Annotated in this window: 12 protein-coding genes; 6 read left to right on the plus strand and 6 right to left on the minus strand. The window is 62.9% G+C overall.

What is annotated here, in order from left to right; all coding sequences use genetic code 11:
- Complete coding sequence (locus tag WNE31_RS06465; RefSeq protein ID WP_349978883.1) at window positions 1–804, plus strand: alpha/beta hydrolase; 804 nt, start codon at window positions 1–3, stop codon at window positions 802–804.
- On the opposite strand, the gene WNE31_RS06470 is transcribed toward WNE31_RS06465, so the two are convergent.
- The 3 genes from WNE31_RS06470 to betB all read right to left on the minus strand — a co-directional run bounded on the left by WNE31_RS06470 (window position 786) and on the right by betB (window position 4,318).
- Entirely contained in the window at window positions 786–1,025 is a 240-nt protein-coding gene (locus tag WNE31_RS06470; protein ID WP_349978884.1) for a YdcH family protein, read from the minus strand. The genes WNE31_RS06465 and WNE31_RS06470 overlap by 19 nt on opposite strands.
- 156 nt (window positions 1,026–1,181) lie before the next feature.
- A complete protein-coding gene (gene betA, locus WNE31_RS06475; protein WP_349978885.1) occupies window positions 1,182–2,840 on the minus strand; it encodes a choline dehydrogenase in 1,659 nt (552 codons plus the stop codon).
- A gap of 26 nt (window positions 2,841–2,866) precedes the next feature.
- Window positions 2,867–4,318, minus strand: coding sequence for a betaine-aldehyde dehydrogenase (gene betB / locus WNE31_RS06480; protein WP_349978886.1), 1,452 nt, complete (start codon window positions 4,316–4,318; stop codon window positions 2,867–2,869).
- Between the two features lie 186 nt (window positions 4,319–4,504).
- Between betB and betI the strand changes: the two genes are divergently transcribed.
- Complete coding sequence (gene betI / locus WNE31_RS06485) at window positions 4,505–5,089, plus strand: choline-binding transcriptional repressor BetI (protein ID WP_349978918.1); 585 nt, start codon at window positions 4,505–4,507, stop codon at window positions 5,087–5,089.
- Between the two features lie 36 nt (window positions 5,090–5,125).
- Here the strand turns inward: betI and katG are convergent, their stop codons facing one another.
- Window positions 5,126–7,330 carry a catalase/peroxidase HPI gene (gene katG / locus WNE31_RS06490; RefSeq protein ID WP_349978887.1) on the minus strand — a complete coding sequence of 735 codons (2,205 nt, stop codon included), beginning with the start codon at window positions 7,328–7,330 and terminating at the stop codon, window positions 5,126–5,128.
- A 161-nt stretch (window positions 7,331–7,491) separates the two neighbouring features.
- Here katG and WNE31_RS06495 point away from each other — a divergent pair, with 161 nt between their 5' ends.
- The 4 genes from WNE31_RS06495 to WNE31_RS06510 all read left to right on the plus strand — a co-directional run bounded on the left by WNE31_RS06495 (window position 7,492) and on the right by WNE31_RS06510 (window position 17,599).
- Window positions 7,492–8,415 (plus strand): hydrogen peroxide-inducible genes activator, encoded by a 924-nt coding sequence (locus WNE31_RS06495; protein ID WP_349978888.1) that lies wholly within the window; start codon window positions 7,492–7,494, stop codon window positions 8,413–8,415.
- 182 nt (window positions 8,416–8,597) lie between these two features.
- Window positions 8,598–10,955 carry a FecR domain-containing protein gene (locus tag WNE31_RS06500; RefSeq protein ID WP_349978889.1) on the plus strand — a complete coding sequence of 786 codons (2,358 nt, stop codon included), beginning with the start codon at window positions 8,598–8,600 and terminating at the stop codon, window positions 10,953–10,955.
- Entirely contained in the window at window positions 10,955–15,835 is a 4,881-nt protein-coding gene (locus WNE31_RS06505) for a PKD domain-containing protein (protein ID WP_349978890.1), read from the plus strand. The genes WNE31_RS06500 and WNE31_RS06505 overlap by 1 nt, the downstream gene beginning before the upstream one ends.
- Before the next feature lie 6 nt (window positions 15,836–15,841).
- A complete protein-coding gene (locus WNE31_RS06510) occupies window positions 15,842–17,599 on the plus strand; it encodes an adenylate/guanylate cyclase domain-containing protein (protein ID WP_349978891.1) in 1,758 nt (585 codons plus the stop codon).
- Here WNE31_RS06510 and WNE31_RS06515 read toward each other — a convergent pair.
- Window positions 17,596–17,946 (minus strand): RidA family protein, encoded by a 351-nt coding sequence (locus WNE31_RS06515; protein WP_349978892.1) that lies wholly within the window; start codon window positions 17,944–17,946, stop codon window positions 17,596–17,598. The two genes, WNE31_RS06510 and WNE31_RS06515, sit on opposite strands and share 4 nt — an antisense overlap.
- Before the next feature lie 65 nt (window positions 17,947–18,011).
- Window positions 18,012–18,758 (minus strand): maleate cis-trans isomerase family protein, encoded by a 747-nt coding sequence (locus tag WNE31_RS06520; protein WP_349978893.1) that lies wholly within the window; start codon window positions 18,756–18,758, stop codon window positions 18,012–18,014.
- Window position 18,759: the final 1 nt, after the last annotated feature.

The raw sequence follows: 18,759 nt of genomic DNA on the forward strand, positions 1-18,759 counted from the left end.
ATGCGGATGCTGATCCGTGTGTGCCTTGTGCTGGCAGCGCTTGGCCTTGGCACGATTGCGCTGGGGAACCTGGCCGAACGCTGGGTGATCTACCCGTTTGACGGCACGGAAACTTCCCCCGGCACGCTGGGCCTTGAGAGCATCACGGTCGAGAGGTTTGCGCTGGACGGCGAGAGTCTGGTTGTCTGGACAGCGCCGCCCGCGCCGGGCCAGCCGGTGATTTTCTATCTACACGGAAACGCGGGCAACCTTGCGCTGCGCGCGGGGCGGTTTGGCCGCTTCCTGGAGCGGGGCTATGGCCTCTTGGCGATGGGGTATCGCGGGTCTTCGGGCAGCACGGGCACCCCGTCCGAGGCCGCGCTGATTGCCGATGCGCTGGCCGTCTATCGCGACACGCGTGCACCCGTGGTGGTATATGGCGAAAGCCTTGGCACAGCGGTGGCGGTGGCCTTTGTTGCCGCGCTGGCGGGAGATCGGCCCGCGGCCGTGGTGCTCGAGGCCCCGTTCACGTCGATTCCCGACCTTGCCGAGCATCACTACCCCGGCACCCGCGACCTTGCCGCGCGACTCGAGAACACATGGCGCAGCCTTGATCGGGCGGGTGCCCTGACAATGCCGCTGCTGGTCCTGCACGGGGATGCGGATACGCTCATCCCCATAGAACAGGGGCGGCAGATATTCTCTGCCGCCCCGTCATCCGATAAGGACATGATCACCGTCAAAGGCGCAGGACATACGGACCTTTGGCGGTCCGACATCCTGCCCCGCCTCTGGCGGTTCGTCGATCAGTTTGCCTTGAGATAGGCGTAGATCTCGTCTTTGAGGGCACCGCGACGCTTGCGCAGGTCCACTTCGGCCAGTTCTTCGCGCGGGGCGACATTGGTCTCGGCCAGGTGTACCTTGCGGTTCAGTTCGTGGTACTCTTCGGCCATCTTGGCGAAATGCGCGTCCGAGACTTTCAGGTCGTGCATTTTTTCAACGAATTCCGGGAATTCTTCGGCGAGTTCATGGGGGACGTGGGACATCTGTCTGCGCTCCTGTTTTTCTTGTTCCGTAAATTTGTAACGTCCGCCCGTTCGGCCCGACTTTGACCGGGATCAAACAACTGCGGAAATTTTAGGCTGACGACGCCTTTAGACTGATTGGCAGGGCGGCGCAAGTTGGATAGGGCGTGTCCGGTCCTAGCGTTGGGCGGTCTGCCAGTCGGGGTGGAACCATGGCGCGTCATTGGCGGGGGCCAGCATCCCCTTGCCAAGGATATGGTCCGCAGCCTTTTCCCCCGTCATGATCGACGGCCCGTTCAGGTTGCCGTTGGTGATGCGTGGAAAAATCGAGCTGTCTGCCACGCGCAACCCGTCAACCCCGATCACGCGACACTCGGGATCCACTACGGCATGCGGGTCATCCCCTGCCCCCATGCGGCAGGTTCCACAGGGATGATAGGCGCTTTCGACATGCTCGCGGATAAACCCGTCCAGGTCTTCGTCCGACTGGCAGGCGTCGCCGGGCTGGATTTCGTGTTTGAAATAGGGCTTAAACGCCTCTTGCGCGAAGATCTCGCGCGTCAGGCGGATACAGGTGCGAAAGTCTTCCCAGTCCTGTTCGTGGGACATGTAGTTGAACAGAATGTTCGGATCATCCTTTGGATCGGCACTGGCCAGCGTTACCTCGCCGCGCGAAGGACTGCGCATCGGGCCGACATGGGCCTGAAAGCCATGCCCCTCGGCCGCGGCCTGCCCGTCATAGCGCACGGCAATTGGCAAGAAGTGGTACTGGATATCGGGATATTTCACCCCCGCCCGCGAGCGGATGAACCCCGCGCTTTCAAACTGGTTCGATGCACCCAACCCCGTCTTGGTGAACAACCACTGCGCCCCGATCAGCCCCTTGCCGATCAGGTTCCAGTATTTGAACAGGGTGATGGGCTGTTTGCAGGCAACCTGCAGGTAAAGCTCCAGATGGTCCTGCAGGTTCTTGCCCACGCCGGGACGGTCCGCGATCACCTCGATCCCATGGTTGGCCAGTTCTGCGGCCGGACCGATTCCGGACAGCATCAACAGCTTGGGGGAATTCAGCGACGACGCCGACAGGATCACTTCGCGTGTGGCGCGGATCACCTCGACCTTGCCGCCGCGTTCGATCTCGACCCCGACAGCGCGCCCGTTCTCGATCACGACCTTGCGGGCCAGCCCACGCACGAGGTCACAATTGTCGCGCTTCAAAGCGGGCCGCATATAGGCATTAGCCGATGACCAGCGGCGCCCCTTGTAGACCGTCATCTCCATCGGGCCAAAGCCTTCTTGCTGCTGCCCGTTATAGTCGGAGGTCACGGGATATCCCGCCTGCCGCCCCGCCTCGACAAAGGCGGTGTGCAGGGGATTGTCGCGGGGGCCACGGGTGATGTGCAGCGGGCCATCCTGGCCGCGCCAGTCAGGGTCGCCGCCCTGCCCGCTGTCATGCCAGGTTTCCATGCGCTTGAAATAGGGCAAGACGTCGGCATAGGCCCAGCCCGCTGCGCCGGACTCGGCCCAGTGTTCATAGTCTCCCGCGTGGCCACGTACATAGACCATACCGTTGATCGAGCTGGACCCACCGATCACCTTACCACGCGGCGTCACAAGGCGACGACCGCCGAGATGCGGTTCCGGTTGGGTCTTGAGGCCCCAGTCATACAGTTTCATGTTCATCGGATAGCTCAGCGCCGCTGGCATCTGGATGAACGGACCGGCGTCCGAACCGCCATATTCGATCACCAAGACCGACCGCCCCGCCTCGGATAGGCGATAGGCCAGCGCACATCCCGCCGATCCGGCCCCGACAATCACGTAATCCGCTTGCATGTCATTCTTCCCCAAAACGGGCGTTCTTAAAACGCCGCTTCGACATCGCCCATGCGCACATAGACGGATTTGACCTGGCTATAGTGCTGGATCGCCTCTTTCGAGTTCTCGCGTCCCACACCCGAGGCTTTGACCCCGCCAAACGGCGCCTCGACCGGCGCATCGTTGTAGGAGTTGATGAAACAGCTTCCCGCCCTCAGCTTGCCGATCACGCGGTGCGCGCGGCTGATATCTCGGGTGAACACACCGGCGGACAGGCCGAATTCCGTGTCATTGGCGCGCGCAATGACCTCGGCCTCGTCGTCGAAATCCAGCACGGCCATGACAGGTCCGAAGATTTCCTCGCGTGCGATGGTCATGTTGTCGGTCACGTCGGCGAACACGGTGGGTTCAAGCCAGAACCCGTCTTTGTCCAGTTGACCGCCGCCACAGACAAGGCGCGCACCCTCGGCCGTGCCCCTGGCGATATAGGATTTCACAATCTCCATCTGGCGTTCCGACACCATCGGCCCGAAATTCGTGGCCTCGTCAAGCGGATCGCCCAGAATCGCGCCCTGCACGCGTTCGGCGAGCCGGGCCAGAAATGCCTCTTTGATACCTTTCTGCACGAACACGCGGGTGCCGTTGGAACAGACCTGCCCCGTGGAATAAAAGTTGCCGTTGATCGCACCCGACACGGCATTGTCGAGATCGGCATCGTCGAAAATGACCAGAGGCGACTTGCCCCCCAGTTCCATCGTGACGTGTTTCATGCCCGCCGCCGCGGCGGTATACACCTTTTTACCGGTCGTGACCGAGCCGGTCAGCGATACCTTGTCGACGCGCGGATCCGAGACCAGCGCGCTGCCGACCTCGCCCATGCCCTGCACCACGTTATAGAGCCCCGCAGGAAGCCCCGCCTCATGCAGGATTTCTGCGACTTTCAAAGCACAAAGCGGCGTGGTCTCGGACGGTTTGAAAATCATGGCATTGCCGCAGGCCAGCGCGGGCGCGCCTTTCCAGCAGGCGATCTGGGTCGGGTAGTTCCACGCCCCGATCCCGACGCACACCCCCAGCGGTTCCCGCACCGTGTAAACCCAGTCTTCGCCCAGCGGGATATGTTCGCCGGTCAACGTCGCTGCCAGACCGCCGAAATACTCCAGCGCGTCCGCACCCGAGGTCGCATCCGCCACAAGTGTTTCCTGCAACGGCTTGCCAGTGTCATAGGTTTCAAGCACCGAAAGCTCATGGTTGCGGCTGCGCATGATGTCGGCAGCCCGACGCAGGATCCGGCCCCGCTCGGTTCCGGTCATCGCGGCCCACTCGACCTGAGCCGCTCGGGCCGCGGTGATCGCCTGCTCGATGATCTGCGGTGTCGCGGCATGCACCGTGGCAATCTGTGCGCCGGTCGCCGGATAGATCACGGGAATCGGCGTGCCGTTCGTGTCTTCGACATAGTGGCCATTGATGAAATGGCTGGCCTTGGGGTGTGTATCCATCTTCGCGCTCCGTCCGGTGGTGGGGGCGGGTCCAGTTTTCTGGATCCTCCATGCCCCGGACACCAACCGTAGCACCAATTTCCAGCATGAAAAATCCAAATCTTAAATGATCGTATAATTTTTTGTTTGAATGTTCGGCACAAATACCTGTTGCGGGGGTACATGTGGCTTGCCACTATACCGGTCATGGGCAGAAAACGAATTCGCGACATCCGGCATGAAGAGCTGATCGACGCAACGATCACGGCAGTGCACAAACGTGGCTATGCCGCTGTTACGATGACGGAAATCGCACAGGAAATCGGCGCGACAGCGGCCAGCATCAATTACTATTTCGGGTCCAAGGAAAACCTGATGGAGGCGACCATGCGGCGTCTTCTGAAGATGTTGAAGGCGGCGATGCTGGACCGGTATGCCGTGTCCCAGACGCCAAAGGATCGCCTGATCGCGGTGCTCGATGCCAACTTCGATGACCGGTTCTTCACGGTAGAACACTGCAATTTCTGGATGCAGTTCTGGTCCAGCGCGCCCTATACCGCGTCGCTGGCGCGCTTGCACCGGATCAACCGGTCGCGCGTGACCAGCCATTTCCGGGCCGAGTTGAAATCGCTGCTCCCCGATCCCGAACGGAGGGACACCGTGCGCGATGCGCTGCAGTGTTACATGGACGGTGTCTGGCTTGAAGCGGCGCAGTCGAAAGGACCACTGAACGCCGAAAAGGCGCGGCGCAATGCGCGCTATGTGGCCGATCTTTTGCTGAAAGACGTGTAGGGGACGCGGCCGAAACACCGGCCGCGCCCTGTTGGCTTATTTCAGGTCAAAGCGATCCGCTTCCATGACCTTGACCCAGGCGGCGGTAAAGTCGCCAAGGAATTTTTCCTGCGCATCGTCCTGAGCATAGACTTCGGCAAGGGCCCGCAGTTGCGAGTTCGAGCCAAACACCAGATCGACACGGGTGCCGGTCCACTTGACGTCGCCGGTGGCACGGTCGCGGGCCTCGTAGACGCCTTCCACATCCGACGCGGACCAGGCAACACCCATATCCGTGATATTGGTGAAGAAGTCGTTGCTCAGCGTTCCAGGGCGGTCGGTCAGAACACCGTGGGCGGTGCCACCGTGGTTGGTGTCCATCACGCGCAGACCACCCACCAGCACCGTCATTTCCGGCGCGGTCAGGGTCAGCAGCTGGGCCTTGTCGACCAGAAGCTCCTCGGGCGAGATGGTAAAGGCCGTGCGCGCATAGTTGCGGAACCCGTCAGCTTCGGGCTCGAGCACGCCATAGCTTTCGACATCGGTCTGGTCCTGCGTGGCATCAGTGCGGCCCGGCGTGAACGGCACGGTGATGTCGTGCCCGGCTGCCTTGGCCGCCTGTTCAATGCCAACACCGCCAGCCAGAACGATCAGATCCGCCATCGAGATCTTCTTGCCCCCGCTTGCGGCGGCGTTGAAATCACTCTGGATGCCTTCCAGCACACCAAGAACGCGGGCCAGTTGCTCGGGCTGGTTCGCGGCCCAGCCACGCGCCGGTTCAAGACGGATGCGCGCGCCATTGGCCCCACCACGCTTGTCCGAGCCACGGAAGGTCGAGGCCGAGGCCCATGCAGTCGACACCATCTCGCGGACAGTCAGGTCCGAGGCCGCGATGCGGGTCTTGAGGTCGGCAATATCTGCGTCCTCCACCAGCGGATGATCCACGGCTGGGACGTTGTCCTGCCACAGCAGTTCTTCCGTCGGGGCCTCTTCCCCCAGATACAGGGACCGCGGGCCCATGTCGCGGTGGGTCAGCTTGAACCATGCGCGGGCAAAGGCATCGGCAAACTCTTCCGGGTTTTCATGGAATCGCCGCGAGATCGGGCCATAGATCGGATCCATGCGCATCGCCATGTCGGCGGTGGTCATCATGGTCTTGACCTTCTTCGACGGGTCATGCGCGTCGGGGGCCATGTCCTCTTCCTTGACGCCGACCGGTTCCCAGATCCATGCGCCCGCAGGCGACTTGGTCAGGTTCCAGTCGTAGCCGAACAGGAGGTCGAAATAGCCGTTGTCCCATTGGGTCGGGTTCGCCGTCCATGCGCCTTCGATCCCCGAAGTGGTAGTGTCTCCGCCTTTGCCCGTGCCATGCGCGTTGATCCAGCCAAAGCCCATCTCTTCGATGCCCGCAGCCTCGGGCTCGGGGCCGACCAACGCGGGATCTCCGGCGCCATGAGCCTTGCCAAAGGTGTGGCCACCCGCGACCAGCGCAACGGTTTCTTCGTCATTCATCGCCATGCGGGCAAAGGTTTCGCGGATGTCGCGGCCCGAAGCCAGAATATCGGGCTGCCCGTCGGGGCCTTCGGGGTTCACATAGATCAGGCCCATCTGTACGGCGGCCAGCGGATTTTCCAGATCGCGTTCGCCCGAATAGCGGCTGTTGGGGTTTTCGGTCGGCGCAAGCCATTCGGTTTCAGCGCCCCAATAGACGTCTTCCTCGGGTTCCCACACATCGGCGCGACCACCTGCAAAACCAAAGGTCTTGCCGCCCATCGATTCTATGGCGCAGTTGCCGGCGAGGATCATCAGGTCGGCCCAACTGATCTGGTTGCCGTATTTCTTTTTGATCGGCCACAGCAGGCGGCGGGCTTTGTCGAGGTTGCCGTTGTCCGGCCACGAGTTCAGCGGCGCAAAACGCTGTTGGCCAGTGCCGCCACCGCCACGGCCGTCTGCCACGCGGTAGGTGCCCGCACTGTGCCATGCCATCCGGATGAAAAAACCGCCATAGTGGCCGTAATCCGCAGGCCACCAATCCTGGCTGTCAGTCATCAGCGCATAGAGGTCTTCTTTCAGCGCCTTGAGGTCAAGCTTCTTGAACTCTTCGGCATAATCGAACCCCTGCCCCATCGGATCCGATTTCTCGGAATTCTGATGCAGGATCTTCAGGTTCAGCTGGTTCGGCCACCAGTCACTGTTGGATCGCATGCTGACATTCGTCGCGCCATGCATCACCGGGCATTTGCCGATATTGTTTCCGTCCATTTTACACTCCCTTTGTCGCTGATTGTCTTTCGACGCTTCCTGCATGGGGGCGTAGCCAGACCCAATGTCCGGCCCGCTCCGATGCGTCTCCGAGATGAGCCTAACAAAGGATTTTGATAATCCAAAGTTGCATTTTCTGATTGTCGTGATAACCAAAAACTATGACAAACCTGACCCTCCGACAGATGCGCTATTTCGAGGCTCTGACCCGCCATCAACACTTTGGCCGCGCAGCCGAGGCCTGTGCCATCTCGCAACCGGCCCTTTCCGTGCAAATCAAAGAAATGGAAGAAGAATTGGGCCTGCCGCTGTTTGAACGCGGCGCGCGGCAGGTGCGGCTGACCGCAATCGGGGAAGAAGTGGCTGCACGAGTACAAGCCGTGTTGCGATCGGTCGAAGAGTTGGATGATTTTGCCCGATCCAGCCGTGACGGGCTGGCGGGGCGCCTGCGGCTTGGGGTGATTCCCACCATCGCGCCTTACCTTTTGCCACGCCTGATCGGGCACCTGACCTATCACTACCCTCAGCTGGACCTGCAAGTGCGCGAAACCCAGACCTCGAAACTACTCGACGCGTTGGGGGCGGGGCGGCTGGACGCGGCCATTCTGGCCCTGCCCGTATCGGAACCCGCGTTCGTGGAAACCCCATTGTTTGACGAGGCTTTCGTGCTTGTGCGCCCCGAGGCGGACGCGGACAAGCCGACGCCAGATGCCAGCAGCCTACGGGAAATGCGGCTATTGCTTCTGGAAGAGGGGCATTGCTTTCGCGATCAGGCCCTCTCTTTCTGCAATATCCAATCCGCCCTGCCCCGTGAAAGCCTTGACGGAAGCTCGCTGACCACGCTTGTGCAAATGGTCGGCGCAGGCATGGGGGTGACCCTTATCCCGGAAATGGCGGTGCCTGTTGAAACCCGCTCGGCGCCCGTCGCGGTTGCCCGGTTTCCCGCCCCCCAGCCCAGCCGAACCATCGGCATGATCTGGCGGCGCAGCAACCCGATGTCGGACCGCCTGAAACCCGTGGCCGAGATTGTCCGGGCAGTTTGTCAGGGCAATGCACCGGACATGCCTGCCAACCGCACTGCCTGACAACAGGACCAGAAGGCGTCCCGCCATCGGTTTTCTGAACGTGCGGATAAATTCATCACGGGAATGAAGCGCATTCCGTTTCACCCGGAAACATCTCATTTTTCTTGATTATTCGGTCAAACTGCGGATTATTGTCGCAGTACTATTTTTTGTTTCAGTCAAGACATTTTCGGGAGACGGGCATGTTGCGCCCAAGGAAGAGCGTAAATCTGCTGCGCGCGGCGCTGTGGTCGGCGTGCCTTGCGATACCCATCATGATCGGTGGGCTTGCCATTTCTGCGCCCTCCCAAGACAGCCCCCTGAACGCCCCTTACGAGCCGATCACCTTTTCCGGCGAAGAAACCTTGCGCGATTTCGTGGCGCGCCACCTCAATGATCCCGACCTCTGGCCCACCGTGCTCAGGATCAATCAGGTGCCGTCGCCTGCCGACCTGACGCCGGGCATGATCGTGCAAATGCCTGTGCAACAGGTGGCCTTTGCCGACAACGCGCTTCTGGCGTCGCTGACCGCGATCCAGAAAGCCACCGCCGAGGGCGCGCGTCTGTTTGCGCCCGAACAGATCGGGGCCGCCTTTGAAAACCGCGAGACCGCCATTTTTCACAGGGGCGAAGGGGCCTGGCAAGAGGTTGTGGTTCATGCCGAAGTGGCCACCGAACACGCCAACGAGGCCTTTGACATCTCGGTCCAGCAACGTGACCGGTCTGCCGAGGCGTTGATCACCGACATTCATGGCAATGTGGAAGGGCGCGACCCGACCGAAGCGGCCTGGAGTGACCGCGCGTTGCGCGATATCCTCGTGGAGTTTGAACGTGTGCGGACATTGTCAAACTCGACCACGCAGGTGACCTTTCGCGATCTTAGCCGGTTGCGGCTGAACCCCAATTCCAACGCGACGATCCAGCGGATGCGCTCGGATCCGCTGACTGGCAAGGAAGTGACGAAGGTCAGCCTTGCAAGCGGGGATTTCTATGCGCTGCTGAACCAGCTTTCGGATCAGGATAGCTTTGAGATCGACGTTCCGGGCATCAAGACAACCACCGAGTCCAATGATTTCTGGATCAAGAACGATGACCAGAACGCCCGCTTCGTGAATTACGACGCTGCGGCGTTGGATATTCAGGCCGGCACGCAGAATGTGAGCCTCGGGCGGGACGAAGGCGTCGTGATCACGCCGGACGGTCAGGCCCTCAAGACCGAGGCGCTGGACCGTCCGACCCTGACCGCCCCCTTGGGCAATGCCAAGGTCTTTGGCAGCAACGTTCCGCTGGGCTGGCGCCCGCATGACGGCGCGGCGGGGTATTGGCTGGAACTGGCCTCGGATCGCGGGTTCAACCAGATGGTCGTCTCAGAATGGGGCATCAGCGGCACCGCCTTCCGTGCCGAGAACCTTGCTCCGGGGGCCTATTTCTGGCGCGTGGCGGCACTGGACAAGCTGGGCCTTCCCGGAAAGTGGAGCGAAACCGGCGCGTTCGAACTGCGCATTGACACTACGCCGCCTTTCCTTGCCCTGTTTGCACCGCCGGATGCGATCACCGTGGAAACCCCCGAGATCGAGGTGCTGGGTGCCTCGGAAAAGGATGCGTTGCTGCAACTGAACGGACAGGATGTCACGATCGGGGTCGATGGTAGCTTTATTGTGCCGCTGACCCTGCAACCGGGGACGAATACCCTGTTGCTGGAAGCGGTGGATGCCGCTGGCAACACCAGCACCAAGACCCAGACCATCACCTACCGACCGGGCGAAACCGCCACGATTACGCTGGATGCGGGTCTGCCTCGCGACGGCGATATTCTGGTGACCCGCAATGCTGAGTTGACCGTTCTTGCGCGCACCAGCGCGGATGACGGGCGCAGCGTGGTCGTGACAGATATGCAGGGCACCGAAGTTGTCCGCACCGAGGTTGTTGACGGCGGGCAGATCGGGTTCCTGATCGCAGCGGTCGAGACCATACAAAGCTATGACCTCGCCATCCTCTCCGACAGCGGCAAGGAACTCGGGCGTGGCACATTCGCCGTACAGCGCGACCAGACCCCACCCGTTGTTGCGCTTGATGCGCCCCCGCCTCGATCCTCTTTCAAAGAAACGCTCGATCTTGCCGGCACAGTCACCGGGGCGGTGTCGCTTGAGGTGGATGGGCGCGACGAGGCCTTGAGCGATGGCCGTTTTACCCTGTCGCTGCCCCTGGCGCCGGGGCGCAACCGGTTTGCACTTCGGGCTTTGGACGCGGCGGGGAATGTCGGTCTCTTGGCGGTGGAAACCGTGCTGGACCTTGATCCGCCGGAAATCGTGAGTGTGTCGCTTGACCGGCCCGAGGGTGACACCGGCCCGATCGAAATCTCGGTCGAGGCGCGCGACATATCGGGGCTGCGGCAGGCGGCGCAGTTCATCGTGATGGTCGGCGACGCGGAACGCGAAGGATATCTCAGATGCGACAGCGCGGCGGGACTGTGCCGCGCCACCCTGCCGGCAGAGCCGGGCGAGGTGGAGCTGGTCGAGGTCATCCTTCAGGACTATGCAGGAAACGAGGCGATCTGGTGATGACGGCAACTTTGAAACGCAAGCGCATGGGGCGCCTGACCCTTGGTCTCTGCACGGTTCTTGCCCTGCCCGCGCCGCTGGTCGCGCAAAACAGGGCCGCCCCGCCCGATGAAGGGTTGCTGGTGGTCTATGGCCGTCTTGCGCCGACGCGCGAAGGTGATATCGACTACCGCGAACAGATTTTTTTCAGCGTGCCCAAGGATCTGCGCGACCGGATCTATGTGCGGGTCTTCGACCCCGAGATGAGCGGCGCGCATGATTTCCGCTATGGCGGGCATGGCGACACCGAAACGGTGTTCCGTATCTATGGCGGCGACTCTGCATTTACCGGCGTTGAACGCCCGGTCGCAGTGGCGGATGGCGCCCGCCCCGGCCCGGTGCGCAATCATACCCTGCGTGACCCCGGCCCCGGCAAGCAATTGCGCGAAGAGGTGTTCCGCGCCGATGCCAAGACCGATGGCACATGGGTTTCGCTGGGCGCAGTGCGGGCACGTCAGGGCGAAGTGATCGGCGACAGAGCATGGTTCCGTCTGGACGTTCTGGGCACCGGCGGCAATGACGGCAACGGTTTCAACGTCGATGTCAGTCTTGCGCGCGACCGCCATAAGGCGCCGGACGGCCTTGAAATGATGACCTATCAGCCCACGATCCGCTGGCCCGGCGGACCGGCCGGTACGCGGGTCGAGCTTTGGAACCCCGACAAGACGCCGATCACCGTGCAGAATTTCGACGGGGCTGCCGCCGACCTGCGTCTGAACCAGATGTATTCGGACATCACGCTGCCTGCCTCGGGCCAGAACACATGGGCCTCGCAAGCCATCGAGACGGACGAAGACCTGCTGGCCGTAACCCTGCGCGGGGGCTTTGAAACCCCCAATGACATCACCCTCAGCGCCTTTGATCCATCCGGTGCGGCGCTGGCTTTCCTGCTGCCACCCCGCGCGGTCATGGCCCCCGAACGCCCCGTGGCCGCGCCGCGCGCCCGTGCCCTTGCCGATTGTTCCTCGGTCGCCTTTGATGCCAGTGTCGAAGGCGCCGATCCGCGCCTTAGCTATCAATGGGATTTCGGCGATGGCAGCACCTCGGACGAGCCGGTCATCGTCTACAGCTATGGCGCGCCGGGCCGCCCCACCGCTCGTCTGCGCGTTCTGGAGCCCGGCACACGGGCCGCTCGCGGGGCCGAGGGGTTTGTCCCCGTGCACCTGAGGGTCGCGCCGCGCGCTGTAGCCGGTCAGGCCATCACGGTGGCCCCGGGTGAGATGATCCCCTTTGACGGCAGCGGCTCGGTGCCCTCCGATTCGCCGATCACGCGCTATCTCTGGACCTTCGGAGACGGCAGCACCGCCCCCGTGGCCGAGATCGAAAAGGCCTATGACACCCCCGGCATTTACCGCGCCCTGTTGCGAGTGTCGGACGACAGCGACCACCCCTGCAACTTTGGCATCGCCACCCGCATGGTCACGGTCAATGCCGCCCCCGTCGCCGAGGCGGGCACCGACCAGACCTCGGTCGTGGGTGCGGCGATCCGGCTGAGCGGGCGGGCCAGCTATGACGTGGATGGCACCATCCAGCGCTACTCGTGGGATATGGGCGACGGCACGGTGATCGAGGGGCCGAATGTGTCCTATGCCTATCAGGTGCCTGGCACCTTTACGGCCCGCCTGACCGTCACAGATGACAGCGGTGTCGCGAACCAGACCACCAGCGACAGCGTCAGGGTCCGCATCAACGCCCCGCCCCGTCCGGACGCAGTGGTACCGACTGAACCGGTCGCGGTGGGCGAAGCGGTATCTCTGGACGGCAGCGGATCGGTTGACGATGACGGCACGATCATCAGCTATCTTTGGGATTTTGGCGATGGCGCGATGGGCGAAGGCCAGACCGTCGAATATGCCTGGGCCAGCCCCGGCGTCTATGATGTGACCCTGACGGTGATGGATGATTCCGCCACCGCCAGCGCAATCCAGACCATCAGCGTTCCGGTGATCGTCAATACCCGCCCCGTGGCCGAAGCCGGCGCGGACCAGTTCGTCACCACGTCGGAAGTGACCTTCGATGGCACAGCGTCGCGCGATATTGACGGCAAGATTCTGACCTATCTGTGGGAATTCGGCGATGGCCGCACAGGACAGGGGCCGCGCCCGACCCACAGCTATCGCCACCCCGGCACCTACGAGGTGGCTCTGACTGTCACCGATGACAGCGGCGCGCCGCAAAGTTCGCACCGTGACACGATGCAGGTCACCGTGAACGCCAGCCCGATCGCCGATGCAGGCCCCGCCCTGACCGTGGCCCCGGGCGAGGAATTCGTGCTGGATGCGGGTGCCTCGGTGGATCCCGACGGCCTGATCGCCCGCTATGACTGGCGCTTCCCCGATGGCACAACTGACACCGGCCCGCGTCTTGCCCGCAGTTTCGAGGCGCCGGGCGTCTACCGGATCGGGTTGTCGGTGACGGATGATTTCCGCGGTGGCGGGGCCTCGGACGACTCTGAGGTGTTTATCACGGTGAACGCTGCGCCCACCGCCGTGGCGGGGCCGGACCGGCTGATCGCGCCGGATGAAACCATCCGCTTTGACGCGCGGCGTTCGCATGATGCGGATGGGCGCATCGGGATCTATCGCTGGGAGTTCGATGATCTGAGTCACGCCTTGGAAGGCGCGGTGATCGACCGCGCCTGGCCGACCTCGGGCATCTATACCGCCCGCCTGACGGTCGAGGACGACAGCGGCGTCGCCAATGCGACCGACTTTGACGAAGTGACGATCCGCGTGAACCACACCCCCGTGGCCGAAGCCGGCCCCGAGATCGACACCGACCGCCTGCAGATCACCCTTGATGGTGGTGGGTCCAGCGATGCCGATGGAGACGCGCTGGCCTATAGATGGGATTTCGGCGACGGCTCGCCCCCTGTAATGGGGCGGGAGGTCACCCATATCTTCCCCAAAGCAGGGCGCTATCCGGTCACGCTTTGGGTGGATGACGGCACGCAACTGGCCAATGCGGGGGCGGTAGATGCAACCACGGTCACGATCAACGCGCGCCCCATTGCCGATGCAGGTGGCAACCGCGAGGTTTGTTCGGGGCAATCCGTACTGTTTGACGGGTCGGGATCTTCGGATGCGGACGGGGATCTTTTGGCCTTTGCCTGGGATTTCGGCGATGGCGACACTGCCGAGATCGTGAACCCGACCAAGACCTATGAACGGCCCGGCACCTATGCCGTGACCCTGCAGGTCAATGACGAAAGCGGATCCGAGCGCGGCACCGATCTGGATCGCGTGGCCATCGTGGTGAACGAAGGCCCGATTGCCGACGCTGGGCCCGACCGGACCGTCTGCATCCATCAGGAAGTGCGTCTTGACGGCAGCGCCTCGACCGACGCGGACGGGTCGGTGAACGCCTATGAGTGGACCTTTGGCGATGGCAGCCGCGCCAGTGGCGCGCAGCCGGTCAAGGCCTTTGACCGGATCGGCACCCAGATCGTCACCCTGACCATCACCGGCGAAGCCATCGGCCAGTGCAGCCCCGTCGATACCGACACGATGCAGGTCACGGTTCTGCCCGCCAAGACGCAATACATCGACGCGCCGGCCCGCGCCCCAGCCGCAAAACCGGTTACATTTGCGGCTGTTCTCGGGGATGAGCCCGGCACGGGTGATCCCACCGAATACACCTGGCGGTTCTCTGATGGTGGCACGGCCACAGGGGCCGAGGTGTCGCATGTCTTTGCCGAACCCGGTGTCTATTTTGCCGAGCTTGAAACCTCGCTGGACGGTGGAGAGCAGGATTGCGGCAACCTCTTCAGTCGTCACAAGATCATCGTGAACGCCGCGCCCGAACCCGTGATGACGGTCGCCGAACAGGTGGCCATGGATACGCTGGTGTCGTTCGATGCCAGCCCGTCACGCGATGCGGATGGGGCGATCATGGCCTTTGACTGGGATTTCGGCGATGGCACAACCGCCTCGGGCGTGACCGCCCAACACCGGTTTGACCGCCCCGGCGTCTATGATGTGACCCTGCGCGTCAGCGACGATGCAGGCACCGGCAACAGCAGCCAGTCTGTGACGCGACAGATCACCGTCAACCCCGCCCCGCTGGCCGGGCTGGCCACACCGCCCGCGATCTGCCCGGGCATTCCGCGCGACTGGGCCATCGAGGTCGCGGACAGCACCACTGTGAACTGGGCATTCGGCGACGGGCAGAGCCTGAACGGGGCCGCGGTATCCCACAGCTTTGCCCAGCCAGGCCTGTATCCCGTGACCGTTACGGCGGATGACGGGAAGGGTCTGGCCAATTCGATCCGCAGCGCCGAAACCTATGTACGCGTGAACGCGGCGCCGTTGGCCGATGCCGGAGCCGACCGCACGGTCTGTCCGGGGGCGGAAACCGCCTTTTCCGCCGTAGGCAGCGATCTGGACGGCGATATCACCAGCTGGGTCTGGGAATTCTCGGACGGGGTCACGCTGGAGGGGCCTGACGTAAAGCGCGTGTTTGACGAAAGTGGCACGATAGACGTGACACTGACCGTCACCGATGACAGCGGAAGCGCCTGCGCCGCCGGTCAGGACAGCGCCCGCATTCTGGTCAATGCCCCGCCCGTGGTCGATGCAGGCCCGGACCGCGAAACCCCCGTGGGTGCGGCCCATGATGTGCTGCGCTTTGATGCCAGCACGGCCAGCGACCCGGACGGACAGGCGGTGCAGGTCAGCTGGGCCTTTGGCGATCAATCGTCGACCAACAGCACGATTGCCCGCCATCGTTATGGGGCGCCCGGCACCTATACGGTGACGGTCACGGCGCGCGACACAACCGGCCTTGCCTGCGGTGTGGCCACTGACAGCGCCACGGTTGTGGCCACGGCCCGGGACGAGTAAGCGCGAATGCGGTTTCCCCTCACGCTCAAGTTCTTCCTGTTCGCGGCGCTTGTGGCGATTGTGCCCCTTGCCCTTGTCGGGGAAAACCTCGTGCGGATTGCGCGGGACGAATTGAAAAGCGCCGCCAACGAAGACCTGACCGGCGTTGCCGCCCAGATCAGGGACCAGTTCGACGGGTTTTACGAAGGGCGCTGGCTGGCACCGCTGTCGGTGATCCGCAGCGGCGTGGACAATCCCGAACTGGATGTCTCGCAGAAGGTATCCCTACTGACCGAGGGGATGGAACAATTGCCCGGCGTGGTGGCCCTGCAACTGAGCGTCGAAGGCGCGGACCTGCCGCTGATGGTGACTGATCAGGCGTTTTCCGCGCGACTTCAGGAACAGGGGCTGGACCCTCTAGAGATGCTGCGCGCGCCGGGGGCACTTGTCACCAATATCGCTGGCACGGGGCAATATGGTCGCCCTCTGATTTCGCAGGTGGACGCCACGGGCGACTGGATCGCAACGCTTGCTCTGCCGATGGAAAGCCGGATCGCGGGGCGCAAGCTGACACTGGTCGCGCGGATTGATCTTGCCGCCCTGCGCGACACGCTAGAGGCGCATCCGTTCCGGCAACGCGGCGAGATCACAGTGGTCGATCATGCCGGGCGTACATCGCTGGTCGACAGGCCCGAGGTCATCAATGATCGCGCGATCGTGGCCTCGGCCATGCCGTTGATCGTGGCGGGGGCGCGCGCCGATGCGCTGGAAAGCTATGTCCGACCGGACGGGATGCAAATGCTTGGCGCCTATGCCTTTCCCGACTGGTTTCCATGGGCGATCGTGACCGAACTGTCCGAGGAAAACGCCTATGCTGTCATCCACGAAATGATGCAAAGCATTCTGATTGTCGGGGCGTTCGGCTTTGCCGCAGCCTCGGCGGCGGCGCTGATCTTTTCGCGGGGGCTGACAGGACCGATCCTCAAGATCGGGCGGGTGGCCGACCGGATCGGCCAGGGCGACTTTGCTGCCCGCGTCGCCGATGTGCGGTCGCGCGATGAAATCGGCGACCTGTCCAAGCGGATCAACATCATGGCCGGAGAACTGGGCGAACGGCTGGAACTGATGAAATTCGTCAGCCACGAAACCGTGTCCGCCATTCAGGCCCGCGAAGGCGAAACCATGTCGCGCGGCGGGGAACGGCGCGCGGTGACGATGCTGTTCAGCGATATCCGCGGCTATACCGCCTTTTCCGAAACCGTGTCGCCGGAAGAGGTGATCCAGGTTCTGAACCAGTATTTCGAGGTACAGGCCGAGATCGTCGAACGCCATGGCGGTGACATCGACAAATTCGTGGGCGATGAATTGATGGCGATGTTCACCGGCGACGAAAAGGAACAGCGCGCCGTGTCCTGCGCTGTCGAGATCGAAAAGGCCCTGGCCGCCTTCATGCAAAGCCAACAGGCCAGCGCCGCACTGGAGGTCGGGATCGGCATGGCCTCGGGCGAGGTGGTTCTGGGCGCCATGGGCGCGCGCGATCGCATGGATTATACCGTGCTCGGGTCCACCGTGAACCTTGCCGCTCGCCTGTGCAGCCAAGCGGGGCCGGGGCAGGTTCTGTTGGAAGAGGATACCCGCGCGGCACTTGGGGACGGGGCGACCCAGTTCGAGATCACCCCTCTGCCCCCGGTCAGCCTGAAGGGGATCAGCAAACCCGTCCCGATCTTTGCCGCCCGCGGACTGGCCGGAGCGCCCGCAACAGACACCCCAGCCAAAGCCGTTTAGGCCTTGGCAGCGATCACGATTACCTCGACAAGGAAGTCCGGCGTGGCCAACTTGGATTCGCCAGTGGCACGCGCGGGCGCACAGCCTTCGGGTACCCAGGCATCCCAGACACCATTCATTTCGTCAAAATCGGCCATGTCGGCCATCCAGATCGTGGCCTGAAGAATGCGGGTCTTGTCGCTGCCCGCCTCGGCCAGAAGCGCGTCGACCTTGTCCAGACAATCCTGCGTCTGTTGCGCCACCGACGCGCCAGCGGTGCCGACCTGACCGGCCAGATAAATCGTGTCGCCATGCACGACCATCTGGCTCATGCGTTGGTTCGTGTGTTTGCGGATAATGTCAGCCATGTGTGCCTCGCAGTTTAAGCTGTGTCTTCCATCCTGCTACGCGGCCTTGGGAGGCCGGACAAGCCCTAAGGTGCAGCAAACAGGCAGCCCATGTCAGGGCGCGCGCCCTGCACCCCGGCAAGCCGCAACATGTGCCAGGCCAGCGCCACGTTGCTTGAGAGAACCGGAATGCCCAAACGCGCCTCGATCGCGGGCAATACGCGCAGAACCCGGAGGTTCGTGCAGGCGATCACAAGCGCCTCGCACCGGCTTTGCGCCGCCACCGACAGGGCGGCGTTCAGGATAGAGTCTGCCCTGATACGCGCAACAACCCGGTCGTCACTTTCCTCGAAACTGCCGAAGGCAACAATGTCAAACCCCGCATCGCTCAGCCGGTTCCGCATCTGTTGCGAAACTTCGGGCACATAGGGCGTAACAAAGCCCAGCCGCCGCACCCCGAGATGCCGTCCCGCCGCGATCATCGCCGCCAGCGGATCGGTCACCCCGGCGTTGGGCAGCACGGTTTGCACGGCACGGGCGACGCGGTCAGATCCGATCACCGTCGCCGCCGAGGTGCAGGCATAGCCGATCACGTCATAGGAAGGCGCCGAAGGCAGCATGCGCACCGCATCGGGCAGGTCGGCCTCCATTCGGGCCAGCGTATCGGGACGAATCTCGTTCGCCATGCGGATGCGGCTGTGATGCAGGGCCACGCCGTCCAGCGCCATGAGGCGGGCTAACTCGGCCTCGAGCGTTTCATCTTCTTGCAACAGCACCACGCCAAAACTCGCCCGTGTGCCGATCCCCTGATCCGTTTCAAATGACAGTTTCATC

Source organism: Shimia fortis, from assembly GCF_040225985.1.
In the GTDB taxonomy this organism is placed as follows: Bacteria; Pseudomonadota; Alphaproteobacteria; order Rhodobacterales; family Rhodobacteraceae; genus Shimia.